Source organism: Sphingobacterium sp. UBA3519 (genome assembly GCF_002377215.1).
Classification (GTDB): Bacteria; Bacteroidota; Bacteroidia; order Sphingobacteriales; family Sphingobacteriaceae; genus Sphingobacterium; species Sphingobacterium multivorum.
In genome coordinates this window covers 81,330-106,260 of the sequence record NZ_DFPI01000018.1, presented here as the reverse complement: position 1 = coordinate 106,260, position 24,931 = coordinate 81,330, and the positions used below count along the sequence as shown (strand labels likewise).

Here is a 24,931-nt window from a genome sequence, read left to right as displayed (position 1 = left end):
ATTAGTTGTTTTTTAAATATTGCCGTAGCACATATTGCAGAATACCGTCATTCTTAAAATATTCGATTTCAATGGCAGAATCGAGTCTTGCTTTCACTTGAAATGTGGTTGTTTTTCCATTGTCATGCACCGCCTTTACCGAGAGGAGTTTATGGGGTGTTAAATCGTTCGCAAGTCCCGTGATGCTATAGACTTCTGTTCCATCTAGTCCTAATTTCTCTGCATTTTCGTCATTGATAAACACAAGTGGTGCTACCCCCATACCGACAAGATTACTTCGGTGAATACGCTCAAAACTTTCAGCAATAACCGCCCGTACGCCGAGCAGGAATGTTCCCTTTGCAGCCCAATCTCTTGAGGAGCCCGAACCATACTCTTTTCCTGCCAGCACAATGAGTGCAGTGTTGTTTTTTCGATATTCCATTGCGGTTTCATATACCGTCTTCACCTCATTGCTTGGGAAATAACGGCTAAATCCACCTTCACGATCAGTAATTTTGTTTTTAATACGCACATTGGCAAATGTTCCACGCATCATAACTTCGTGGTTCCCACGTCTAGATCCATACGAATTAAAATCTTCTTTACTTACCTGATGTGCGCTGAGGTATTGCCCAGCCGCAGTTTCTTCTTTGAATGACCCTGCAGGTGAGATATGATCCGTTGTAACCGAATCACCAAGATAAAGTAACACCCTTGCATTTTGGATGTCTTGTATCGGATTTGGTACAGCCTGTAAATTTTCAAAAAAAGGTGATTCTTTAATGTAGGTAGACGTGTTGTCCCACTGGTAATTTTGATCCAGATTCACTTCAAGTTCTTGCCAGTCTGTTGAACCATCGAAGATGACATCATAAACTTCTTGAAAATCCGATTGTTTGACGCAGGCATTGACGGTTTCCATAATATCCTCGCGGCTCGGCCAAATATCTTTCAGATATACGGGCTCACCATTCGGGTCGTAGTCGAGCGGCTCCTCCAAAAGATTAATATCAACTCTTCCGACTAACGCATAGGCAACAACAAGCATCGGCGACATTAAAAAGTTCATTTTTACCTGAGGATGCACACGCGCCTCAAAATTTCGGTTACCAGACAATACCGATGCGACAATGAGTTCACCTTTTTCCACTGCCTCTGCTATTTGTGGTGGAAGAGGACCCGAGTTTCCAATACAGGAGGTACAACCGTAACCCACCGTGTGAAAACGCAGGGCATCGAGATCAGCACTAAGTCCTGATCTTTCAAGGTATTGTGTAACGACTTTTGAACCAGGGGCTAAGGAGGTCTTTACCCAGGATTTGGTCCGCAGTCCACGCTCGATAGCGTTACGGGCCAATAATCCTGCGCCGATCATCACAGTAGGGTTCGACGTATTGGTACAGCTTGTTATGGCGGCAATGGCAATACTGCCATCACTGACAATATATTCTTTATGATTGTGCTTGATGCGCACAGCATGAATAGACTCTTGGATAACTTCATGCGGTGAATCATGTTCAATAGGTACCTTACCAAAGGTAAACTCCGTACCAGACCCGCCGTCGGCAAGCCAAGCAGATTCCGATCGCTGTAGAACAGGGATATACTGTCGATGGTGTTCGCTATCCAAGAGATGTGAAAATGTAGTTTTTAGATCTTTCACAAGAATTTTATCCTGAGGTCGCTTAGGGCCGGATACAGTTGGCTCCAGACTTGATAAATTGAATTCAACAACCGACGAATATTGAATTTCTTCCTTGCCTGTCCGCCAAAGTAAATTGCTTTTACAATAATCTTCAACAATTTTAATCTGTTCGGCACTTCGATTGGTGCTATGCATGTATTCAAGGGTTCGGTCATCGATCGGAAAATAGGTAACCGTACAGCCGAATTCTGGTGACATATTGGATATTGTCGCACGATCTGTCACCGAAAGGCTGTCCAATCCATCGCCAAATACTTCAACAAATTTGCCCACAACACCTGTATCACGAAGTATTTTTGTGATGGAAAGAACCATGTCCGTCGCGGTGCATGTCGCTGGTATTTTGCCCGTAAGTTTAAGGCCGATAACCTCGGGGCAGGTGAAAAAGATGGGTTGTCCAAGCATGGCTGCCTCGGCCTCAATACCACCAACTCCCCAACCTAATACACCAATACCATTGACCATTGGTGTATGCGAATCTGTCCCTACTAATGTGTCAGGAAAAAGCCAATTGTCACGTTCAATGACTCCTTTGGCAAGATATTCCAAGTTGACCTGATGGCAGATACCCATACCTGGGGGAACAACGGTAAAATTTTTTAATCCTTTCTGTGCCCATTTAAGGAGTTCATAACGCTCACGGTTGCGTTCATATTCCAACTCGACATTCTTGTCATACGAGTACTGTGTACCAAAGTAGTCGACCTGAACGGAATGATCAATGACCAGATCCACCGGGATAGCAGGATTTATTTTTTGTCCATCCTTGCCATGACGGATAAATTCGGCACGTAGTGATGCCATATCGACTACAGCAGGTACTCCGGTGAAATCCTGCATTAAAATTCTGGCCGGTTTGAAGGGGATATCTTTGTCAACAGGTTGTGGAGTCCAATGAATCAGGGTATTGACATGCTCGTCTGTGATACTGAATCCATCATGGTTTCGCAATACATTTTCCAGTAGTATCCGGATGCTGAACGGTAGGTGCATAACATTACCTTGAGGGAGATCTTTAATAGAACTATACTGGTAAACTTTGCCGTTAATTTCAATTTCTTGTATTGATTTCTCTTTGCTCATATTCATTTACTTATTTTCATACTATATAATATACATATCCCTAAATTTGTTTGTAATATCTTTTACACTTACCTTTTCGCTTTCGTATTCTAACACCGAATTTTAAACCTCCATTGCCGCTGAAAAATCCGTTAAAAAAACGCGTGAAAAAATTCGATTAATTTTCTGCTATAAAAGCAATCAAATTAGGATACAAACGTTATGGTAATGTTTAAGCTTAGTTAAAGTGTTATATGACAAAAAAAGTAAATTATAGTCTCCTTTTATTGGTTAGTTTGTTGTTTTGCAATCCATTTTTGGTTAAAGCAAGCAAGCATTGTGTGGTCGAGGAGGAGAATAAGAGCAGAACCGAAGGATACAATCTTAGTTTTAGGGACAGTAAAAACAATATATTGAGCCTAAACCAGCTCAAAGGAAAAGTTGTGGTTATTAATTTATGGGCGACATGGTGTCCACCATGTCTTGCTGAGATGCCTTCCTTGGATCAACTCTATAAGGACTTTAAGGGCAACGATGCTATTGTTATTTTGGCTGTCGATATCGATGGAAATCTTAGCCCTTCGCGGAAGTTTATGGCGAAAAGAAAATATAGTCTACCGGTCTATCAATTAAATTCGGCTTTACCCAAAGAATTGAGTACCACAAGCATACCAACAACGATTATTTTGGATAAGGCTGGTAAGCTGGTCATTAAACACGTAGGTGGAATGAACTTTGGGTCGCAGAAATTCAGAAAATCCCTATTGGATTTAAGCAAGGAATAGCTTTTGGTCTTGGAGACTATAACAATATAATGGAAGATAATTTATGTTTCATTTAGCATTTATGGCATTTTCTTGCTAATTTTGCATGCTAATTGTATAAGGAGAAATTATCTATGCCGGTCAAACTTCCTAATAACCTTCCTGCCATTGAGCTGTTGAAAAAGGAGAATATATTTGTCATGAGTGATTTAAGAGCAAATGAGCAGGATATCAGACCGCTTCGTGTTTTGGTACTGAACTTAATGCCGCTTAAAATTACGACAGAGACAGATTTTATTCGTTTGCTGTCAAATAATCCTTTGCAGGTGGAAATGGAATTTTTGCGACTTGAAACGCATGTTTCAAAGAATACCCCCGAAGAGCATTTGGAAATGTTTTACAAGAGCTTGACCGAGGTTAAGGAGAATTTCTACGACGGAATGATTATTACGGGGGCTCCAGTTGAAATGGTTGCTTTTGAGGAAGTGACCTACTGGGATGAAATTCAGACCATCTTCGACTGGGCAAGGACCCATGTAACATCAAGTTTGTATATCTGTTGGGCGTCTCAAGCTGCATTGTATCATTTCTATGGTGTAGAGAAGAAGCCATTAACGGAAAAACTTTTTGGTGTATTTAAGCACACTGCGTTAAACAAAAGACATCCTTTATTCCGTGGATTTGACGATGAGTTCTTTATACCGCACAGCCGCCATACAACAATTGAGAAGGATGATCTCCTGGTAAAAGAGGGTTTAGAAATTCTTTCAGAATCGCCAGAAGCCGGTATTGCTATCGTTTCTTCACGCGGGGGACGCGAGTTTTATTTGACGGGACATTCAGAATATGCTCCTTTTACACTGGATGAAGAGTATAAAAGAGACTTAGAAAAAGGGCAGGAGATTGCTAAGCCGGCAAATTATTATGTTGATGACAACCCCGAAAATCGCCCTCTGGTGCGCTGGACAAGTCATGCGAATCTTCTTTTCAATAATTGGTTGAATTACTTTGTGTATCAAGAAACTCCTTTTGATTTAAAAGACGTGGTTTATTTAGGCGAAATCAAACAAGGATAATTTAATTCCTTCAAACAAAAACAGCTAAAAGAGTATTCTATTCATATGAATTGATTAAATATGAAAAAGACTGCTTTAATAGTTTGTCCTGTTTTTTCAGTTTTTTTATTGAAAGCACAGGTTACCCTGGAAGAGAATCAAAAGCTTAAAGAAGCGAATGGGACGTTATGGTATGCTAATCCGTGGATTTGGATTGCCGGTGTCGCACTGTTTCTATTGATTTTTATCCTTGTACTACGTAAATCAACACGCAATAAAACCAAGACTTAATTATCCCCATTAATTTTAGTTGCGATTAGAATCCCAATTGTTGCATTAACAATAGAAGAACTTTGCTTAAGTTTGTGTATAGCGATAGACAAACTAAATTTTTATATGAAGAAAAATCTACTTTTAGCAGCTTTGTTGACCTGCGGCTCATTGGCGGGCCAAGCGCAAAACAACGCAATCAATGTGAGTTACATGGACAAGAGTGTTCGTCCTCAAGATGACTTTTATAATTTTGTGAATGGACACTGGATGAAAACAGTCAAAATACCCTCTGATAAAGCACGTTGGGGTTCTTTCGACGAATTGCGTGAAAACACCGATATTGCTACGTTGAAGGTCTTGCAAGAATCGCTAACTGGACAATTCCAAAAGGGTACAGACAATCAGAAGATAGGTGATTTGTATAAATCATTTGTGGATATGAAAACACGTAATAAACTTGGTTTAGAACCTGTTAAACCTTATCTTGCTAAAATTGCAGCAATTAAAAATTTTGATGATTTATACAACTATCTTGTTGAGGTAGCACCGATTGGTGGAAATCCTTTTTTTAGTGGCTATGTATATGCGCATCTTAAAAATTCCGATGTTAATACAGTATACCTCGGCGGAGGAAGTCTGGGGCTTGGACGTTCTTATTATCAAGTAAAAGATAAGAAGAACGAAGAAACGTTAACGGATTATTCAAATTATATTTCTGCACTTTATGCTAAATCAGGCCAAATTACGAAGGATTTAAAAGGTCCAAAAATTGTCGCCTTTGAAAAGCAGCTGGCGGCAAACCTTAAAACCGTTGAGCAATCACGCGATGCAAATGGGCGATATAATCCGATCGCTGTAGCCGATCTAAAAAAGATTGTGAAAAACGTCGATATTGCAAAGTACCTAAAGGATGTCGGTTTTAAGGCTGATACTGTTATTGTACCGGAAATAAAGTATTACGAAAATTTGGATCGGGTTTTCAACCCTGAAAATCTACCGGTGATCAAAGAGCTATTGACATTTCATATTTTAAATAATGCAGCGTCATATACTACACAGGAGTTAAATGATCTGTATTTTGATTTCTGGGGTCGTAAGTTAAAAGGACAAAAGGAGCAGCGTGCTCTGGACAAGCGCGGTGTGGAATTTGTCAATTCGATCGCAGGTGAGTTATTAGGGAAATTGTATGTGAAAGAAAACTTCCCTCCAAAGGCCAAAGCTGAAGCGGAAGAGCTTGTAAGCTACCTCGTTAAATCTTTCGGGCAGCATATCAAGGGATTGACTTGGATGTCGGATGAAACGAAAGTAAAGGCATTGGACAAACTGACTAAGTTTAAAGTTAAAATTGGTTACCCGGATAAATGGAAAGATTTTAGCAAACTTGATGTTGGGACATCGTTGTATGAAAATGTATTAGCTTCGAGTAAATGGGCATTTTACCAGAATTTGGCGAAACAAGATAAGCCAGTGGACAAATCTGAATGGGGGATGACTCCACAGACTGTGAACGCTTACTATAGTCCACTGTTTAATGAGATTGTCTTTCCAGCAGCGATTCTTCAGCCGCCATTCTATGATTATAAAGCTGATGCTGCAGTTAATTTCGGCGGTATTGGTGCGGTAATTGGTCACGAACTTTCGCACGGATTTGACGACCAGGGTGCGAAATACGATGGGAATGGAAACCTGAACAATTGGTGGAGCGACAGTGATAAGGCGAAATTTGAAGCAGCAGCTGATGCTTTGGTACGTCAGTTTGAGTCCTACGAACCTGTACCAGGTGTTTTTGTGAACGGTCGCTTTACATTAGGGGAGAATATTGGGGATTTAGGTGGCTCATCAGTGGCTTTTGATGCATTGCAACTCTATCTGAACGATAAGGGAAATCCTGGTTTAATAGATGGTTTTACACAGGACCAGCGCTTTTTCCTTTCCTGGGCAACGATTTGGAGAACGAAAACTACCGATGAGTTTGTGGTCAATCAAGTAAAAACTGATCCACATTCTCCAGCACAGTACCGTGCTTTTGCCCCAATCATTAACCTAGATGCTTTCCATAAGGCTTGGGATACAAAGAACGGCGACAAAATGTTTGTTCCGGTCGATAAACGTATCAAAATTTGGTAGGTTTCAGGCATGTTTAATGAAAAACGGGTGTATCTCACATGAGCATACACCCGTTTTTCATTTCTCAAGTGTAGGTTACTTCATCCATCTCAGAACCAAGTAGAATCCGATCGCCGTAGCAGATAAGGTTAATGCGGTTGCCCACCATAAGGTTGTAAAACCGAAGGAATCGACAATGCTAGTCCCTAAAAGCGGCGAAAATATATTTGCAGCTGAAAATGCCAACGAATTGAACCCCATGTATGCTCCTTGTGTTTTAGGTGTCGAACGGTTAACAGAAACCGTTGCCATAAATGGTAGTGTCAGCATCTCGCCAAGGCCGAAGATAAAGAATGTGAAATATAACCACCCGAGTCCACCTGAAAAATTTAACATGGCATAAGAGCTGGCACATAAAAATGTTCCAAAGACGAGCGTGCTTATAAGCGAGAATCTTTTTTCAGCTATATGGACAATGAACATCTCCAGTAATACGATAACGAATCCACTCCAGCCGAGTAGAAATCCGATTTGGTGATCATTCAAATGGTGAACTTCTCGGTAGAAAATAGGTAACGTTGTGATCAACTGAAAGAAACAGAATGAGAAAATGCAACAAAAGATATTGAATAAGACAAAAGGCAGGTCGGTATAGGGATTTCGTGTCTTTTGAGGTAATTCGTTTTCAGCAGTAATCTCTTTTGTAGATTTAATATCGCTTCTTTTTTCTCGTTTATGAAAAAAGACAAAGAAAATCACTGCAGCGCAAAGGACGGCAAAAGAATTTCCATAAAAGATCCAATTGAATGAGATGGTGGCCAAAAATCCAGCCACCGCCGGGCCGATTGAAAATCCCAGATTTATGGCAAGACGATTCAATGAAAAGGCGCGCGTGATATTTTCGGGTTTAGCGTAACTTGCCACTGACACGGAGTTTGCAGGTCTGAAGGCATCAAAGATTAAGCTTAACGTAAAAATCATGATGGATAAGGACTGTACCTCTTTGAAATGTGGGATCAGTAAGAATAAAGGGGCCGCCAATACCAGACTTCCGAACTGAACCTTGAAGCTGCCAATCCGGTCAGTCAGCCAGCCACCAATATAGGAACCACAAACGGAGCCGAATCCATAACTCATCAATACCACACCGACCTGTTTAATGTCAAAATGTAGAACCTGGGTCATGTAGAGGCCAAGAAAGGGAATCACCATACTTCCCATTCTATTAATGAGCATCACTATGGCAAGTAGCCATGCGGCTTGAGACAGTCCCTTAAAGGAGTCGAGGTAAATCGATAAAATTCTTTTCATTGAATGACGAATCAGCGTGTATAGACCGTATAAGTTTTTACTTCATACGTCTTCTTATAGTATTGGTAAAAAAAATGCCAAATTGATTAGTCAACTTGGCATTTGTTAAAATTAGATTATATTATGCCAACATGGACTCCGGAATTGTAGGATTGACCTGATAGGTACTTGCGACCATTTGTTTCTTGTCAGACCCTGGTTCCATAATAAAGTCAATACGTCCTAGATTAATTCCAGCAAAACCGACTTGATTCACAACGGTCTTTGTTCCTTTTAAATTTGTAACCAGTGTTGGTTCATTTAAGAAGGTGTGCGTATGTCCTCCGATAATGAGATCAATGTCTGAGGTTTTGGCGGCAAGGATCAGATCCGACACCTTGTCGTTTTCATATTGATAGCCCAAATGCGATAAACAGATGACCAAATCACATTTGTGTTTTTCTTTCAATGTGCGGACCACCTTGTTGGAAACTTCAATAGGATCCAAATATTTCATTCCCCTGAAGTTATTGGGGTCAACCAATCCCTCAATATCTACCCCTAGTCCAAACACGCCTATTTTTATTCCACCTTTATGGAATATGGTATAATCTTGGGTTCTGCCCTCCAATACGGTTCCTTTGAAGTCGTAATTTGCCGTTAAGAACGGAAATTTAGCGTGATCCAGGTACTTTACAAGACCGTCAAGACCATTGTCAAATTCATGATTTCCAAATGTCCCGGCATCATAACCTAACTTTGTCATGAGGTCAAGTTCAAGTTTTCCTCCAAAAAGATTAAAATAGGGGGTACCTTGAAACATATCGCCTGCATCGAGTAATAGAAGATGTTCTTCTTCTTTGCGGATTTTATTGATCAGTGTACTTCGGCGCGCAACACCAGCCAATCCCTGATATTTCCCGCCGTCCATTGGAAACGGTTCAATACGGCTATGAACATCGTTGGTATGTAAAATTGTAAGTTTTACCTTTTTGCTCTTCGCGTCGACTTGAAAAGGAAGTGATCCCAAAGCAACTGCAGCAGAAAATCCACCAACTTGCTTGATAAAAGATCTTCGGTTAATTGATTTTAATTCTTCCATCTAATTCTGCATTTACTTTTTTGCCTTCTTTTGTTAATTCGCTCACATATTCAATCAAACCTTCACGCATGCGTTGCGGATAATTAGCCCGGGATACAGGTTGTGTCAACAGGCTGAGGTTGTCACCACCATTGGCAAGATAATCATAGGTCACTAATTTATATAACTTATTGTCTTCAATAGCTTGACCTTTGATCTTTATGTCCTGAGCTTTGTTGCCCGTAATTGTCAACGTCATTCCGGCTATAGGTTGTCCATGTGTTGTAGCAATATAGTCAGCCAGCTGACGAATCTGACTACCTTTGAGCTCGAGTATCGTCAATGTGTTCTCAAAGGGCATAACCTCAAAAATATGTCCTACTGTAATATCGCCTGCTTTAAGATCATTTCGGATACCACCTTTTGTTGCGAACGCCAAATCCGCGGGGTTATGGGCATTGTGTTCACTCATCCACAACAAGGCTTCACAAAAAAAATTGCCCATTAATGTTTCCGCTGTTTTCTCTTTTGTCAATGCCTTGTCCGCATGTCCAATCACACGATTCATCTCCGCTTCCATTTTGTGTTTGAAGGGTTCGTAGATTGACACGACTGCAGGATCAGCTTGCATATCGCTATTGATATGATATTGTTGGAAATCTTTTTGCGTTGGATGGAGTTGTTTTGTACAACCTGTAATCATCAAAAGCGAAGCGACACCAAGGCTACCAATAAAGGCAATTTGCTTCGAAATATTCATTCTTTTTAATTTAACCAAATAGTACGCAAAGTTAGCCAATTATATATGAACAAATCTTATCCAATGTTAGCTAATTTTTAAAAACAACAAAAGCTTAACATTGTTACACGTTAAGCTTTGCCCATATAATTAGAAAAATAACAACCTAATGAACTAATTCCGTCTCAGGAATATGTTTGTTGTCCGTTTGGGGATCCGCTGCTATCAAACGCTCTAAACTATTCTCCTGCTGAAGGATCTTTTTCCTTTTGCTGCGCGAGGACAGCTTGGTACGATATGCTTTCCAGTTCATTAATAGGACCGAGAATAGAATAACCGCTAGTCCAACAATTTGCAATGAGGTCACCACATGCGAAGTAAAAAAATGACTTAATATAAGTGCAATAATTGGGTTCACATAAGCATAGGTACTTACTTCCATTGCTGGACGTACCTGCAATAACCAAATATACGAGCTAAAAGCAAGGATGGAACCAAATGTGATTAAATACCCCAAGTTAAACCAGTCAATAGGTGCTACACTGCTCAGTGTAAATGATGCATATTCACCGGTAAATAGCGCCGTGATATTAAAGAGAACACCTGCGGTAACCATTTGCCAAGCAGTCTTCACCATAACATGCAGGTCCTCTTTTTCTTCTTTTTCGGATTTTTTAAAATACTTGGAAATCAATGAACCTACAGTCCAAGCGATAGAACCCAATACCAAAATAGATAGGGCAATTACCTTAAGCGTACCGTCTGTATGATCATTGGTCGCCATGATCTGTTCAGCGAAAAGCATCACAACACCACAGAAACCTAATGCTACACCAGCAACCGTGCTAATGCTGCTAAAGTTTTCTTTCCACTTGGGTTTATCCAATAAAATAAACCAGATTGCAGCGGCTGCGGCAATAATAGCGGCAACACCACCAGACACATATTGCTCGGCCCAGATAACCCCGGCCATATCGACAAAGAGCAATAAAAAACCTACGATTGCGGCCTCTTGAATAGAACGCTTGTTAAATAATCTATACCCTTTTATAGCACAATATGTCATTAGAATTGCACTGGCTGCAACAAATCGAAACGAACCCAAAATAAATGGGGGGAAACTATGCAACGCTTTTTCTATAAAGAAAAAGGTCGAGCCCCATACCACATAAATAATGAAATAAGCAACTACAACCATTAATGGGCTAGCAGCCTTTTTTTGTCCTTGCAACATGATTAAACCTCCTTTCTATTACTCAGGTATGACAACCTGCTGATCTTCCTTGACAGTCTGAAGTACAATTGTTGTCCGCGTTGAAATAATACCTTCCACTTTACTTAAGGTATTTCGCATGAGATCCACTAAACCTGTAGAATCCGCAGTTCTTACTTTAATAAGGTAACCATCGTCACCTGCAATGTCGTGTACCTCTTGAACTTCAGGGATTTCCGCAAGTGCCAACCCTACACCCTGTTCGCCAATAATATCATTGGCTTTGATAAAAATAAACGATAAAAGTTTCTGATCGACCGCGGCAGGATTGATCTTGGCACTATACTTTAAAATCACATCTTTTTGCTCGAGCTTCTTTACGCGCTCGAGGATCGCCGATGGTGCCATGCCTAATTCTCTTGCGATGTCAGCATTGTTGATCCGTCCATTATCCTGCATTAGGCGCAAGATTTTATAGTCGACCTGGTCTAAATTATATTCTACTTTTGTCATTTCGACTGCAAAGGTAGGCAAAAAAGTATAAAATTCAAAATTGTATATAAAATTCTGAATATAATTCTGAGTGATCGGAAATTTGAGTGAATTTTATTCTTATTTATAAGAAAGAAATCTTGACCATTTGGGCTATGGTACTGAAGGTAAGTATATTGCCTTTTAGACAGGTAGGCGTATAACTCAACAATTGTACCTTTTTCTTAATTTCAGAATAATATTACTCGTTGACAGGATGACGCCCAATCCAATCAGACAACCTAAGCACACACAGCCAAAGCGATCCAAAGCGGCGAAGTAAGAGCGACTTTGCTGTTCGTGAAGGTAGACGATAATGAGTGCCACCATGGATGTCCTTGCCACAGCCATAATATTGAGTAGCTTGCATGTAATCAATGATGCAACAATACCGATAATCATGGCATAGAGTTGCGAAATGGGAACGAAATATAGACTGAGACCAATTGCTGATCCTATAAAGTTGGATTTAGCCCGGTCGATGGCTATTTTTTTCGACTCATTCTCTTGCGGTGAAATGACCAATATAATGGAGATTAGTGTCCAGGAAACCGAATATTGGGGAAAAGATATGAAAAGGGGATAACCTATAAGGAAGCCAATCAATACCCGGATGGTGTATATAATAAAATCAGAATGCAGCGTATAGCGAAGGAATAGATTACGCATATAAGATATGAATCGTTAATTTAAATGATGTAGCGCCACAAAAATACGTGCATTGTCGGAAGGAACGAAATAAAATTGACTTTTATGGTAATTTGTTTGATTTTGCGTTTTTATGCGTTTTTTGTTTTTGATTTGGGTATTTCTTGCAATCTTCTCTTTTTCCGATGGATAAATTTGACTAAATTTGTTTCATACATAAATGCAGATTAAGTGAAAGATCAAAATCAATTAGCCTTATTAGCGTCTCAACTCAAAGGGGAGCTCTATTATACTCATGAAACGAAGGACCAAACGATGTTGCTTGCCTATTCGACAGATGCATCTGTTTATCAAGAAAAACCCTTGGCCGTAGCCATACCCGTCGATCATGATGATATCAAAAAAATAATTGATTTTGCGCGGCACAACGGTGTCACAATCATACCACGTACCGCCGGCACTTCTTTAGCTGGTCAGGTAGTAGGCAATGGCATTATCATGGATATTTCTCGTCATTTTAACCATATACTTGAACTTAATGTCGACGAGCAGTGGGTTCGGGTACAACCTGGTGTGATCCGTGACGACTTGAATAATTATCTTAAACCGTTCGGACTGATGTTTGGCCCTGAAACTTCGACTGCAAGCCGTGCTATGGTAGGTGGAATGATTGGCAATAACTCTTCGGGTCTGCATTCGATTGTTTGGGGCGATACACGACACAATTTGATTTCGGCCAATGTACTTTTGGACGACTGTTCTGAAGTGACCTTTGAAGCAGTTGATGAAGCAGCCTATTTTAAGAAATTATTATTAGCTGGTCGTGAGGGGGATATCTACCGTAATATGAATGCATTATTGACAGACCCCGAGCATTTAAGCGCCATTGAAGCGGGCTATCCAAAACGATCTATCACGCGCAGAAATACCGGTTATGCTTTGGATATCCTTGCCGATCGCTCGACACCTTTCAATATGTGTAATTTGTTGGCAGGGTCCGAAGGAACGCTGGCTATTGTTACAGAAGCGAAACTCAAACTGATGCCCTTACCACCGCAGGAACTAGGCTTACTTTGTGTTCATTTTGCGGATATGGTAGAGTGTATGCACGGTAATGTGGTAGCCTTAGCGCACAAGCCGGAAGCATCCGAATTGGTAGATAAATACATCATGGATTTTACGGTTGGGCATCCAACTTATAAGTATAATCGTTTTTTTATTGAGGGTGATCCCCAGGCTTTATTAATTGTTGAGTTTAGGGGGGAGACAGCCGCTGAAACAGAGGCAAAAGCGATGGCACTGAAAGCGGACCTTGTAGCCCGCGGGCTTGGTTATGCTTATCCCTACATTACGGGTATTGAACAGACCAATTTGGTTTGGGATGTACGCAAGGCAGGACTGGGGCTAATTCGCAATTTACCCGGGGATAGTCAACCTGTAAATTTGATTGAAGATTGTGCGGTGTCGCCTGAAGATTTACCTGCTTACGTGCGTGATATCCAAAAACTTTTGGTGGAAGAGGGGGTGCATGCATCCTATTATGCGCACGCGGGAGCCGGGGAACTACATATTGAGCCCTTTGTGAATTTGAAAACAGCAGCAGGGAAGCGTACATTTCGTTCAATCCTCGAAAAAACCAGCGACCTTGTATTAAAATATAACGGTTCACTGAGTGGTGAGCACGGTGATGGTCGTCTGCGCGGCGAATTTATCGGCAAAGTGCTTGGTGAAAAAGTCTACAAATTGCTTGAAGATGTAAAATATATCTTTGATCCACAGGGCGTTTTTAATGCAAATAAAATTGTCAACACGCCGCCAATGGATTCTCATTTACGTTATGACAACGATAGCAACCGAACAGAAATAAAGACCTATTTCGATTTTTCTAAAGATGAGTCTATTCTTCGGTTGGCGGAGAAGTGTTCTGGTTCGGGAGATTGCCGAAAGACTGAAATTACCGGTGGAACAATGTGCCCTTCATTCATGGCTACGCGCAATGAAAAAGATACGACACGGGCGCGGGCAAATATGTTGCGTCAATTTTTAACGAATTCCCCAAAGAAAAATCGTTTCGATCATGAGGAGATCAAAGAGGTCATGGATCTCTGTTTAAGCTGCAAAGGCTGTAAGACGGAGTGTCCTTCCAGTGTGGATGTGGCCAAAATGAAAGCCGAATTTTTGCAGCACTATTATGATGAGCATGGTGCGGGATTTAGAACAAAATTAATCGCTAATTTCACCCAGTCTCAGAAACTCGGATCTTGGGTTGCGCCCATTTACAACTTTGTGGTCAAAAATGATTTCTTGTCAGGAGTAGTCAAAAAAACAGTAGGATTTGCGCCAAAGCGTTCCTTACCTACAGTCAATGGAACGACTTTAACCCAATGGGTAAAAAAACAAGCAGTGGCAAGTGATAGTAAGCGTCGGGTTTACCTTTTTTCGGATGAATTTACCGAATATAATGATGCCGAGATCGGCATTACCGCATATAAGTTGCTGACTGCCTTGGGGTATGAAGTAGTCATTCCAAAACATGTGCAAAGCGGGCGGACTTATCTTTCTAAAGGCTTTGTGAAAAAAGCAAAGGAGATTGCGAATCAAAATATCCATTTCTTAAAGGGACTAATTACGGATGATACGCCACTTTTAGGCGTTGAACCCTCCGGGATAATTACATTTCGAGATGAGTATTTAAGTTTAGTCGATGATGATTTACGTGTTGACGCACAAAAAATAGCCAAAAATGCGCTGATGATTGACGAATTTCTGTTGAATGAAATGAAAGCGGGACGTATTCATTCAGAACAGTTTACGTCGGAAACGAAAAAGGTAAAGCTTCATGGCCACTGTTATCAAAAGGCTTTTCATCTCGTTACTGTTACGGAACAGGTCCTATCATTTCCGACGAACTTTAGCGTAGAAACAATTCCTTCGGGTTGTTGTGGTATGGCAGGATCATTTGGTTATGAGGCTGAACATTATGATATCTCGATGAAAGTAGCCGAATTGGTTTTATTACCAACCATACGCCAAACAGAACCTGGTACTTTAATTGCCTCAGCGGGTACTTCTTGCAGACATCAGATTAAAGATGGTGTAGGAAGAAAATCTTATCATCCTGTGGAAATTTTATACGATGCTTTATTGAAATAAAATAAAAACATTGCTAATAGTTGTTTGTTATCAGTAATAATGGTAATATTATAAGAGCAATATTCATTAATAACTGATAACAAACAATTCAATATGTACAAGATTCAATCTATAGCATTTCTTGCGACCGCTACGGTGCTGATGGCTAGTTGCGGAAATTCCAATCAAAAGAAAACTGATGGAAGTGATACAACAACGGTGAACAAAATTGAAGGTGTAAAAATCGAACAATTTACGAATGGTTCACCGGGCGCAGAAAAGAAGAACTTTTTTCTACGTATTACAGATGAAATTAAAACGGATTCAAGCCGTATTTATATCACAAAATCTCTTTACAAACAGGATACTGTAGGAGCGAAGTTTGAGGTTGTAGATTTTATACCCGCAGGTATAATAGATGGCCAACCGAGTGATGAAGTCGGCTTTACCAAAGGTAAGATTAGAATCTCGTCGTCGGGTCAACAGTCTGACAATTTAATTAAAGCATTAGGTGATTTATTTCAAATAGCTACCACTGATTCTTTTACAAAAGATGTAATTCTTCCAAATGTGTTTTCATCCAATAAGGTGAATGCTGATTTGTCCAAAAAAACAGCGTACAGCTTTAAACTATTTTTGGACAATAAAAAAGCTGCTCCAGCGGAGCTCTTCTTTAATGTAGACACCTATAAGCATTCGATCGAGTTTTCGGAGAAAGATCCTTCGTTCCGGGCTGGATTATTGTCAGCGTTGACCGGTAAGTAGTGAAGCTGTGACTTGTGCCGCTACTTCGATGCGCCCTAAGTTATATGCTCAGATGTAGTGTATAGATTGATCATAAAATAAAAACGGCTAGAAGCTATCTAGCCGTTTTTATTTTATCTAAAAAAGAGATAGATTTGTACTAATATATTTAGTTTGAAATGAAACGATCCGGAACCGCAGATCTCCCATTACACTATGGAAAAGTACCAGCGTGGCTTTACGAACGTATGGCTTTGCTAGGTCGCTCCATTGTTGAAGTAATATTAATGGATTATGGTAAAGACGAGGTTTTGAGAAGACTGGCAGATCCCCGCTGGTTTCAAAGCTTTGGTGCTGTTCTCGGCATGGATTGGCATTCTTCAGGGATCACAACGGCTGTTATGGGGGCATTAAAACGCGCTATTAATCCCGATGCGAAATCTTTAGGACTATATATCTGTGGGGGTAAAGGCAAGCTTTCCATGCAGACCCCACAGGAACTACTTCGGCTTTCGAACGATATGGGACTAGATGGCAACGACTTGATTCGCAGCAGTAAGCTTGTTGCTAAAGTGGATAACACCGCTATTCAGGATGGTTACCAATTATATCTCCACAATTTTATCGTGACGGATAATGGCAATTGGTCGGTCGTGCAGCAAGGTATGCATGAAAAGGATGGAACTGCCCGTCGTTACCATTGGCATTCTGAAAAGGTCAAATCGTTCGTTGAAGAACCACATGCGGGTATCAGTGGTCCTTCACAAGGTATTATCCTCAACTTGACAGCTGCAGAAGCGGCGGCCAATAGAACAGGTATTATGACGATCGTAGCGGAGGATTCAACTCAAGTGATGCAAGACTTCGCTAAACTTATTATGCCATCCCATCACGATGTCCGTGCTTCGGACGTTGACTTGAAGAGGCTAGGAGCGATGTTGTACGTGGCTCGAGAAAGTCAACCAAGCCATTTTGAAGACTTATTGCTTTTAAAAGGAGTTGGGCCCCGTACGTTACAGTCATTGGCTTTAGTCAGTGAGGTAATCCACGGTGCGCCTTCACGGTTCAATGACCCCGCTCGATTTTCCTTTGCTCATGGCGGGAAAGATGGGCATCCTTTTCCAGTTCCTTTAACCATTTACGATGAAAGTATTCAAATTTTGCAAAAAGGCATTGAAAAATCTAAACTGGGTTACGGTGAAAAATTAAAGTCGATTAACAAGTTGCACCAGATTGTCTTGGATAGCGAAAAAGATTTTCAGCCACAATTTGATATTCAACAAATTATAGCAGAAGAACGGCGAGATACTTGGAAATATGGTGGCAGAACAGTCTTCGGAGATGCACAACCCTTGAGAACAAATGGTCGGGGTTTGCAATTGTCACTTTTCTAGCGGAAATCTACGAATTGTAATTGTTTTGTTAAAATGTGTTAAAGATCGTTAAAATTAGTTGTCCGCTAGTATATTTGCTCCGCAATGAAAGCGGTTGTTACGATATTCTTATTCTTATGCTTCTTATTTATCAGAAGCAGTAATAGCCATGCCGTGCTCATTGAATCCGACCGACCAACTGTTAGTTTTATGTATCAGCATAATCATGCTGATGTACAGCAGTATATTGACGCATCAGTTGACCACATCGATCCGCTATTTTACGGTAATATTCACAGTGATAATCCAGTTATCGAGGAATTTGATGCCGAAAATTTTCAACTGACCAAGGATTTGCAGGTGACATCCCAATTTGTTGCGCTGCTACTTTTTGCTATTGTCCTTTTTGTTTTCGTTTTTCGATTTGCAAAGAAGATACCTTTTTGCAATTTCATAGCCTATCTTTTCCCTCAAAGATACGTTCTTCAACAAAACTGGAGAATTTAAAATATACCCTTCGAAATTTCATATGCTTTGGTGGATATCCTAAGGGATGCTCTGCTCAGTCGTAATCGATTTGTACAATCTATGAACAAGTCGGAACGACCATAAACCAAAATAGAGGTCATTTCACCAACCAAGACAACAAACAATCAAACTTATTTTTTTAATTAGACGCTTACAAATGAAAAGAGTATTTATGCTCGCTAGTTTGGCTATTACCTTATGCCAAATCGGGTGTACTTCCAAAAAGGAAGAAAAGGAAGAAAAAGAGAAATTTACAGCGACCTCTCCGGTGCAAATGGACACAACTATCCGTAAGGACTTTGTTTCCCAGATTAGGTCTTTCCGAAATATTGAGCTTCGGGCTCAGGAAAAGGGCTATCTCGAGCAGATTTTCGTAGATGAAGGACAATTTGTCCATAAAGGGCAATTACTTTTTCGGATTATGCCGAAGATGTATGAGGCCGAATACCGTAAATCTTCGGCAGAAGTTAATGTAGCAGAAATTGAAGTTCAAAATACAAAAACGCTTGCCGATAAAAATGTCGTATCGCCCAATGAACTCGCGATGGCTAAAGCAAAACTTGAGCAAGCCAAAGCTGAGGCTGCGATTGCAAAATTACATCTCTCCTTTACAGAAATCAGGGCACCTTTTGACGGAACCATTGATCGGATTCCATTGAAATTGGGAAGTTTGGTGGATGAAGGTGAATTATTGACAAGTCTGTCCGACAACAGTGAGATGCTGGTTTATTTCAATGTCTCCGAACCTGAATATTTAAGTTATCAAACTAACGTGAGTAAACGTGGAGATACTCATGTCGGCTTGTTGCTTGCCAATAATGAGTTGTTCGCTCAAAATGGTCTTGTGGAGACCATAGAAAGTGAGTTCAACAGTGAGACGGGAAATATTGCTTTTAGAGCGAAATTTCCCAATCCAAACCGTCTATTAAAACATGGCGAGAGCGGCAAGGTGGTGATGAACTTTCCGCTGAAACAGGTTTTAATTATTCCACAGAAAGCGACATACGAAATGCAGGACCGTAAATATGTGTATGTAATCGATAAGGAGGGCAAATTAAAAGCCCGTCATATCACCATTGGTAACTCCCTACCAGATCTGTATGTGGTAACGAGCGGACTTCAAAAAGATGATAAATTTTTGTTGGATGGTATTCAGAAAGCAAAAGAGGATGATAAAATCAGCTACAGCTTTGTGCAACCTAAAGACGCCATCTCAAATTTGAAGTTAAAAACAGAATAGATCCCTTACAGTTAAATTACTATGTTTAGTCGTTTTATAAATAGACCAGTACTTTCGATCGTGATATCACTGATCATTGTGTTTTTGGGTGTGCTTTCTATGGTACAGCTTCCTGTAACACAATTTCCGTCAATATCGCCACCGAAGGTGAACATCACTGCCGAGTATCCTGGAGCCAATGGTGAGTTGATGATTAAATCAGTTATCATTCCGCTGGAACGTGCGATCAATGGGGTTCCTGGAATGAAATACATGGCTTCCGATGCCGGTAATGACGGGGAAGCAAGTATTCAGGTCGTATTCAACCTAGGAACGGATCCGAATCAGGCTTCTTTAAATGTACAGAACCGCGTAGCCTCTGTGGTTAACAAGCTTCCGCCAATTGTGGTCCGTGAAGGGGTGAAGATTACACGTGAAGAATCCAATATGTTAATGTACATCAATCTCTACAGTAAAGACAAGGAGCTTGATGGAAATTTTATGTATAACTATGCGGACATGAATATTGTCTCCGAATTACGTCGGGTAGACGGTGTCGGGGTGGCAAATATTCTTGGAACACGCGAATTAGCGATGCGTATTTGGTTGAAACCTGATCGTATGACAGCCTACAAGATTTCTGCAGAAGAGGTGATGAAAGCCTTATCCGAGCAAAGTTTGGAAGCTTCACCAGGTAAAGCCGGGGAGTCGTCTGGTATGACCTCCCAGTCTTTTGAATATGTATTGAAATACCCGGGGCGTTTTACAACTACGGAAGGTTATGGCAATATCGTTTTACGTGCGGGTGAAAATGGTGAAATGTTACGTTTAAAAGATGTTGCGGAAATCAAATTCGGTTCGGCGATGTACGATATCTACTCTACACTGAATGGAAAACCATCTGCAGCGATTGTCTTAAAACAATCCTATGGAAGTAATGCTTCTCAGGTAATCCAAGACGTTAAAAGCAAAATGAAGGAATTGAAAGCTTCCTTTCCGAAAGGGCTGGATTACGAAATTAGCTATGACGTATCAAAATTCTTGGATGCATCCATGGAAAAAGTAGTCCATACTTTATTGGAAGCATTTGTGCTTGTTGCTATTGTGGTTTTTCTATTCTTAGGAGATTGGCGCTCGACCTTGATTCCAACCATTGCAGTGCCGGTTTCATTGGTGGGATCATTTTTGTTCATGCAGTTTTTTGGCATTACCATCAACTTGATCACATTGTTTGCACTGGTGCTTGCCATAGGTGTGGTTGTGGACGATGCGATTGTGGTTATTGAGGCTGTCCATGCTAAAATGGAAGAGCTTCATATTTCGGCCTATAAGGCGACCAAAAAAGCGATGCACGAAATCAGTGGTGCCATTGTTGCGATCACATTCCTTATGGCGGCGGTTTTTATTCCGGTTGCCTTTATGTCTGGCCCCGTAGGGATATTCTATAGGCAGTTTTCCATTACCATGGCTACTTCCATCATCTTATCGGGTGTTGTGGCATTGACACTCACTCCGGCTTTATGTGCGATTATGCTGAAGAATAACCATGGAAAGGCAAGAAAGAAATCCATTATCGATAAATTCCTGGATTCTTTCAACAGATTGTTTGATAAGATGTCCAACAAATATGTTTACTTGTTGAAGGGCATAGTGGATAAGCGCGTTTTTACATTTTTAGTATTAATTGGTTTTTGTATTGGCGCATATTTTTTGAATAATGCTGTTCCTGCAGGTTTTATCCCCAATGAAGATCAGGGGATGATTTATGCTATTATTCAAACGCCGCCAGGATCGACATTGGAACGGACCAATCTAGCGGCCCAGACATTGCAAAAAGAAGCTGAAGACATTGATGGTGTACAATCGGTATCTTCATTGGCTGGTTATGAAATCCTGACTGAAGGAACCGGGGCAAATACAGGTACTTGTTTGATCAACTTGAAAAGCTGGGAAGAACGTAAAGAATCCTCGCAGGAGATCATAGAGCAACTGGAGGCCGCTGCCAAAAATATTCCAGGAGCGTCTATCGAGTTTTTCCAACCGCCGGCCGTACCGGGCTATGGTGCTGCGGGTGGATTTGAGCTTCGTCTTCTGGACAAAGCAGGTTCTGGCGACTACAAGAAAATGGAAACGGTAAGTAAGGATTTTGTGCGTGAATTGAACAAAAGGCCTGAATTATCGTCTGTATTTACCTTCTATAGTGCAAGTTTTCCGCAGTATATGTTGCATATCGATAATGATCTGGCGCAACAGAAGGGTGTTACCATTGATAATGCACTGAATACGCTTTCGACTTTGGTGGGCAGTAATTACGAAACAAATTTCATTAAGTATGACCGTCAATATAAAGTTATGGTTCAGGCTTTGCCGCAATACAGGGCTTTGCCGGAAGATATCTTAAAACTATATGTGAAGAATGATAAAGACGAAATGGTACCATTTTCAGCATTTATGCATATGGAAAAGGTTTACGGTCTTTCTGAGATCACCCGGCACAATATGTATATGGCATCTGAAATTTCGGGCTCTGCCGCACCAGGTTATAGCAGTGGTGAAGCAATTCAGGTGATTAATGAAGTCGCTGCCAAGACCTTACCACGAGGCTATGGCATTGATTGGGCTGGTATTTCCAAAGATCAGGTAGGTCGTGGAAATCAAGCAATTTATATCTTCTTAATTTGTCTCGGTTTCGTTTACTTGATACTTTCCGCTCAATATGAGAGCTTTATTATGCCCTTTGCGGTGTTGCTTTCTTTACCAATCGGAATCTTTGGGGCATTTCTACTATTGAAGTTATTGGGATTGGAAAACAATATTTACGCGCAGGTTGCTTTGGTCATGCTTATCGGTCTACTTGGTAAAAATGCCGTGTTGATTGTTGAGTTTGCCGCTCAACGGCATTCGCAGGGATTGAGTATCATTGAGGCTGCCTTGGACGGTGCAAAAGTAAGGTTTAGACCTATTTTGATGACATCATTTGCTTTTATCGCCGGGTTGATTCCCTTAGTTATGGCTTCAGGCCCAGGTGCAATTGGAAACCGTACGATCGGTACAGCGGCAGCGGGAGGTATGTTGTTAGGGACGGTTTTTGGTATTGTGGTGATACCGGGCTTATACTTTATCTTCGGGACTATTGCCTCCAAACGCAAGCTTATTAAACACGAAGATGAAAATCCATTAACTGAAGAACTTGATAATAATGACTAATCGCAGAAAAATACAATGGGTCATTGCATTTTCGCTTTCAGCAGCAGTGACGGGATGTAAGGTTCCCAAAGCGACACAAATACAGGAGAATAAATTCGTTCCGAAGCAGTATACAGATGTAGCTCAATCAGATACAACGAATTCAGCGTCGGTTAAGTGGCGTGAATTTTTTACGGATCCAAATTTAGTTGTATTGATCGATACAGCGTTGAAAAACAATCAGGAGCTGAATGTTACTTTGCAGGAGTTGGCGATCGCAAAGAATGATATTCTTTTACGAAAAGGAGCATTGAAACCCACTGTTGGTTTACGTGCCGGAGGTGGTGTTGAAAAAGTTGGACGATACACCAGTCAGGGGGCCGGTGATGCCAGTACAGAAATTGCCCCTGGAAAGGAAATGCCGGATCCACTAGGAGATTTGACCATTGGTGCGTATGCCAGTTGGGAAATCGATGTTTGGAAAAAACTGAAGGACTCCGAACAAGCAGCACTGAACCGTTATCTTGCTACGGTAGAAGGGAAAAATTTTGTCTTAAGTAGCCTTATTGCCGAAGTTGCCCGTTCGTATTATGAATTATTGGCATTGGACAATCAGTTGGCTATTATCAAACAAAATATCGAGCTTCAGGACAATGCGCTTTCGGTAATCCGATTGCAGAAACAGGCTGCTCGTGTAACAGAACTGGCGGTTCAAAAGTTTGAAGCCGAAGTGTTGAAGACCAAAGGTATGGAATTTGAGACGCGGCAACAGATCAAAGAAACTGAAAACCGTATTAATTTTCTATTGGGACGTTTCCCACAAGAGATCAAACGTGACAAAAGCAATTTTGTCGATCTGATCCCGGCGAAAGTTAAGACAGGTATACCGAGCCAACTACTAAGCAATAGACCTGATATTCGTGAGGCCGAGTATGAGCTCGCTGCCGCGAAGTTGGACGTACAGATCGCGCGGAAAGAGTTTTATCCTTCTTTGGAGATTTCGGCTGCTCTGGGTTTACAGGCATTCAAGCCTTCTTATCTATTTAAGATGCCTGAATCAGTTTTGTATAATCTAATAGGGGAGCTTGCAGCACCTTTGATCAACAAAAATGGGCTTAAAGCGGAATTTAATACAGCCAACGCGAAACAAATACAGGCGGTATATAATTACGAGAAGACGATTCTGAATGCTTACTTAGAAGTCTCTACACAACTTTCTAATATTGAAAACCTCGGGCGCAGCTACGATTTCAAAACAAAACAAGTTGAGGTTCTGAATAATTCCGTGTCTGTGTCAAATGATCTCTTTAAATCAGCGAGGGCAGACTATATGGAGGTTTTAATGACACAACGCGATGTACTGGATTCAAAACTTGAATTGATAGAAACAAAGAAGCAGCAGCTCAATGCTGTTGTCAATATCTATAAAGATTTGGGAGGAGGCTGGAAATAAGTTGTTTGTTTGAATGGACCCCGCTAGGCGGGGTTCTTTTTTTATAAGCCTATGCAAACTTCTTTCTTGTGAAAATAGAATAAATGCTTATTTTTAATCCTTATTTAATCTATTGTATTTGTTTTATGGAATCACAAGAGTATATTCTTATCAATGATGACGCTGAAAGGGGCGTTTTTTATAAAAAAACCTATCTTCATGTTGCGCTTTCGATTTTAGCATTTATCGTTTTGGAAACTTTGCTGATCAAATTGATCCCTTATGATTTTATCGTTTGGATGGTTAGCGGAAAATTTATTTGGTTGTTCTTATTGGGATGTTTTTGGTTGGGCTCCACACTTTCATCAAGATGGACACTTTCGCAAAGCCGTCAAACCCAATATTTAGGCCTAGCATTCTATATTGTACTGGAGGCAATCATCTTCCTGCCGATGATTTTTATGGCGGTATTTATGACCGAAGGAATTAGTGTCATTTATCAGGCAAGTATAATGACTTTGGCCTTGTTTACCGGCCTTACTGTCGTTGCATTTGTATCCAATAAAGATTTTTCATTTCTCAGAAATATCCTGGTGATTGGAGGCTTCTTATCTTTGGGGGCAATTGTTGCTGGAGCTATTTTTGGTTTTGAACTTGGATTATGGTTTTCGGTTGCCATGATTGCACTTGCTTCTGGAAGCATACTCTATCAAACTCAAAATGTGAAGTATAGTTACGGCAACGAACAATATGTAGGGGCAGCCTTGCAGCTATTTTCATCAATCATGTTGCTGTTCTGGTACATTCTACGAATTTTAATGCGCAGAAGATAAATTTTGTTCCTTTTAAAAATGAGAAAAAGTGGTTA

General features: G+C 40.6%; 19 protein-coding genes. 12 read left to right on the top strand and 7 right to left on the bottom strand.

All coding sequences use genetic code 11. The features are described from left to right. Position 1: 1 nt before the first annotated feature. Positions 2-2,770, bottom strand: a complete 2,769-nt coding sequence (gene acnA, locus B3297_RS08705) for an aconitate hydratase AcnA (protein WP_236560202.1) — start codon at positions 2,768-2,770, stop codon at positions 2-4. Positions 2,771-3,003: 233 nt separating this feature from the next. Between acnA and B3297_RS08700 the strand changes: the two genes are divergently transcribed. The 4 genes from B3297_RS08700 to B3297_RS08685 all read left to right on the top strand — a co-directional run bounded on the left by B3297_RS08700 (position 3,004) and on the right by B3297_RS08685 (position 6,968). Further along, a complete protein-coding gene (locus B3297_RS08700) occupies positions 3,004-3,534 on the top strand; it encodes a TlpA family protein disulfide reductase (protein WP_286778785.1) in 531 nt (176 codons plus the stop codon). 113 nt (positions 3,535-3,647) lie between these two features. After that, positions 3,648-4,589, top strand: coding sequence for a homoserine O-acetyltransferase MetA (metA, locus tag B3297_RS08695; RefSeq protein ID WP_070564023.1), 942 nt, complete (start codon positions 3,648-3,650; stop codon positions 4,587-4,589). 60 nt (positions 4,590-4,649) lie between these two features. Beyond that, on the top strand, positions 4,650-4,859 hold the full coding sequence (locus B3297_RS08690) for a hypothetical protein (RefSeq protein WP_046673330.1): 210 nt from the start codon (positions 4,650-4,652) through the stop codon (positions 4,857-4,859). Between the two features lie 105 nt (positions 4,860-4,964). Then, positions 4,965-6,968: a M13 family metallopeptidase gene (locus B3297_RS08685; protein WP_046673331.1), complete on the top strand. Its 2,004-nt coding sequence runs from the start codon at positions 4,965-4,967 to the stop codon at positions 6,966-6,968. Between the two features lie 75 nt (positions 6,969-7,043). On the opposite strand, the gene B3297_RS08680 is transcribed toward B3297_RS08685, so the two are convergent. From B3297_RS08680 to B3297_RS08655, 6 genes are all read right to left on the bottom strand, one after another. Further along, the gene (locus tag B3297_RS08680; protein WP_070564026.1) at positions 7,044-8,258 is read right to left on the bottom strand and encodes an MFS transporter; all 1,215 of its coding nucleotides are present in this window, start codon (positions 8,256-8,258) and stop codon (positions 7,044-7,046) included. A 121-nt stretch (positions 8,259-8,379) separates the two neighbouring features. Beyond that, complete coding sequence (locus B3297_RS08675) at positions 8,380-9,339, bottom strand: bifunctional metallophosphatase/5'-nucleotidase (RefSeq protein ID WP_046673333.1); 960 nt, start codon at positions 9,337-9,339, stop codon at positions 8,380-8,382. After that, on the bottom strand, positions 9,317-10,078 hold the full coding sequence (locus B3297_RS08670; protein WP_236560201.1) for a 5'-nucleotidase C-terminal domain-containing protein: 762 nt from the start codon (positions 10,076-10,078) through the stop codon (positions 9,317-9,319). The genes B3297_RS08675 and B3297_RS08670 overlap by 23 nt, the downstream gene beginning before the upstream one ends. A 145-nt stretch (positions 10,079-10,223) precedes the next feature. Further along, positions 10,224-11,291 (bottom strand): EamA family transporter, encoded by a 1,068-nt coding sequence (locus B3297_RS08665; RefSeq protein ID WP_070564029.1) that lies wholly within the window; start codon positions 11,289-11,291, stop codon positions 10,224-10,226. A gap of 18 nt (positions 11,292-11,309) precedes the next feature. After that, positions 11,310-11,783 carry an Lrp/AsnC family transcriptional regulator gene (locus tag B3297_RS08660; RefSeq protein ID WP_046673335.1) on the bottom strand — a complete coding sequence of 158 codons (474 nt, stop codon included), beginning with the start codon at positions 11,781-11,783 and terminating at the stop codon, positions 11,310-11,312. Between the two features lie 183 nt (positions 11,784-11,966). Beyond that, positions 11,967-12,470, bottom strand: coding sequence for an FUSC family protein (locus B3297_RS08655; protein WP_286778784.1), 504 nt, complete (start codon positions 12,468-12,470; stop codon positions 11,967-11,969). A gap of 210 nt (positions 12,471-12,680) precedes the next feature. Between B3297_RS08655 and B3297_RS08650 the strand changes: the two genes are divergently transcribed. The 8 genes from B3297_RS08650 (at position 12,681) to B3297_RS08615 (ending at position 24,896) form a co-directional block, all read left to right on the top strand. Then, a complete protein-coding gene (locus B3297_RS08650; protein WP_286778783.1) occupies positions 12,681-15,602 on the top strand; it encodes an FAD-binding and (Fe-S)-binding domain-containing protein in 2,922 nt (973 codons plus the stop codon). 93 nt (positions 15,603-15,695) lie between these two features. Beyond that, positions 15,696-16,346: a hypothetical protein gene (locus B3297_RS08645; protein WP_046673338.1), complete on the top strand. Its 651-nt coding sequence runs from the start codon at positions 15,696-15,698 to the stop codon at positions 16,344-16,346. A 158-nt stretch (positions 16,347-16,504) separates the two neighbouring features. Next, positions 16,505-17,719, top strand: a complete 1,215-nt coding sequence (locus tag B3297_RS08640) for a DUF763 domain-containing protein (RefSeq protein ID WP_070564034.1) — start codon at positions 16,505-16,507, stop codon at positions 17,717-17,719. 189 nt (positions 17,720-17,908) lie between these two features. After that, positions 17,909-18,205, top strand: coding sequence for a hypothetical protein (locus tag B3297_RS08635; protein WP_070564037.1), 297 nt, complete (start codon positions 17,909-17,911; stop codon positions 18,203-18,205). Positions 18,206-18,383: 178 nt separating this feature from the next. Continuing rightward, positions 18,384-19,466 carry an efflux RND transporter periplasmic adaptor subunit gene (locus B3297_RS08630; protein ID WP_046673341.1) on the top strand — a complete coding sequence of 361 codons (1,083 nt, stop codon included), beginning with the start codon at positions 18,384-18,386 and terminating at the stop codon, positions 19,464-19,466. A gap of 21 nt (positions 19,467-19,487) precedes the next feature. Continuing rightward, positions 19,488-22,652 (top strand): efflux RND transporter permease subunit, encoded by a 3,165-nt coding sequence (locus B3297_RS08625; protein ID WP_070564040.1) that lies wholly within the window; start codon positions 19,488-19,490, stop codon positions 22,650-22,652. Next, positions 22,645-24,084: a TolC family protein gene (locus B3297_RS08620; protein WP_070564043.1), complete on the top strand. Its 1,440-nt coding sequence runs from the start codon at positions 22,645-22,647 to the stop codon at positions 24,082-24,084. Before B3297_RS08625 ends, B3297_RS08620 begins: the two co-directional genes overlap by 8 nt. 125 nt (positions 24,085-24,209) lie before the next feature. Then, positions 24,210-24,896, top strand: a complete 687-nt coding sequence (locus tag B3297_RS08615; RefSeq protein ID WP_286778782.1) for a Bax inhibitor-1/YccA family protein — start codon at positions 24,210-24,212, stop codon at positions 24,894-24,896. The last annotated feature ends 35 nt before the right edge of the window (positions 24,897-24,931 follow it).

What these genes read in the sequence shown, in the direction of transcription:
- B3297_RS08680 (WP_070564026.1), bottom strand. Translation starts at nt 8,258, where the DNA reads ATGAAAAGAATTTTATCGATTTACCTCGACTCCTTTAAGGGACTGTCT.
- B3297_RS08615 (WP_286778782.1), top strand. Translation starts at nt 24,210, where the DNA reads ATGGAATCACAAGAGTATATTCTTATCAATGATGACGCTGAAAGGGGC.
- B3297_RS08685 (WP_046673331.1), top strand. Translation starts at nt 4,965, where the DNA reads ATGAAGAAAAATCTACTTTTAGCAGCTTTGTTGACCTGCGGCTCATTG.
- B3297_RS08635 (WP_070564037.1), top strand. Translation starts at nt 17,909, where the DNA reads ATGTATCAGCATAATCATGCTGATGTACAGCAGTATATTGACGCATCA.
- acnA (WP_236560202.1), bottom strand. Translation starts at nt 2,770, where the DNA reads ATGAGCAAAGAGAAATCAATACAAGAAATTGAAATTAACGGCAAAGTT.
- B3297_RS08620 (WP_070564043.1), top strand. Translation starts at nt 22,645, where the DNA reads ATGACTAATCGCAGAAAAATACAATGGGTCATTGCATTTTCGCTTTCA.
- metA (WP_070564023.1), top strand. Translation starts at nt 3,648, where the DNA reads ATGCCGGTCAAACTTCCTAATAACCTTCCTGCCATTGAGCTGTTGAAA.
- B3297_RS08645 (WP_046673338.1), top strand. Translation starts at nt 15,696, where the DNA reads ATGTACAAGATTCAATCTATAGCATTTCTTGCGACCGCTACGGTGCTG.
- B3297_RS08625 (WP_070564040.1), top strand. Translation starts at nt 19,488, where the DNA reads ATGTTTAGTCGTTTTATAAATAGACCAGTACTTTCGATCGTGATATCA.
- B3297_RS08665 (WP_070564029.1), bottom strand. Translation starts at nt 11,291, where the DNA reads ATGTTGCAAGGACAAAAAAAGGCTGCTAGCCCATTAATGGTTGTAGTT.
- B3297_RS08690 (WP_046673330.1), top strand. Translation starts at nt 4,650, where the DNA reads ATGAAAAAGACTGCTTTAATAGTTTGTCCTGTTTTTTCAGTTTTTTTA.
- B3297_RS08655 (WP_286778784.1), bottom strand. Translation starts at nt 12,470, where the DNA reads ATGCGTAATCTATTCCTTCGCTATACGCTGCATTCTGATTTTATTATA.
- B3297_RS08700 (WP_286778785.1), top strand. Translation starts at nt 3,004, where the DNA reads ATGACAAAAAAAGTAAATTATAGTCTCCTTTTATTGGTTAGTTTGTTG.
- B3297_RS08670 (WP_236560201.1), bottom strand. Translation starts at nt 10,078, where the DNA reads ATGAATATTTCGAAGCAAATTGCCTTTATTGGTAGCCTTGGTGTCGCT.
- B3297_RS08630 (WP_046673341.1), top strand. Translation starts at nt 18,384, where the DNA reads ATGAAAAGAGTATTTATGCTCGCTAGTTTGGCTATTACCTTATGCCAA.
- B3297_RS08675 (WP_046673333.1), bottom strand. Translation starts at nt 9,339, where the DNA reads ATGGAAGAATTAAAATCAATTAACCGAAGATCTTTTATCAAGCAAGTT.
- B3297_RS08640 (WP_070564034.1), top strand. Translation starts at nt 16,505, where the DNA reads ATGAAACGATCCGGAACCGCAGATCTCCCATTACACTATGGAAAAGTA.
- B3297_RS08660 (WP_046673335.1), bottom strand. Translation starts at nt 11,783, where the DNA reads ATGACAAAAGTAGAATATAATTTAGACCAGGTCGACTATAAAATCTTG.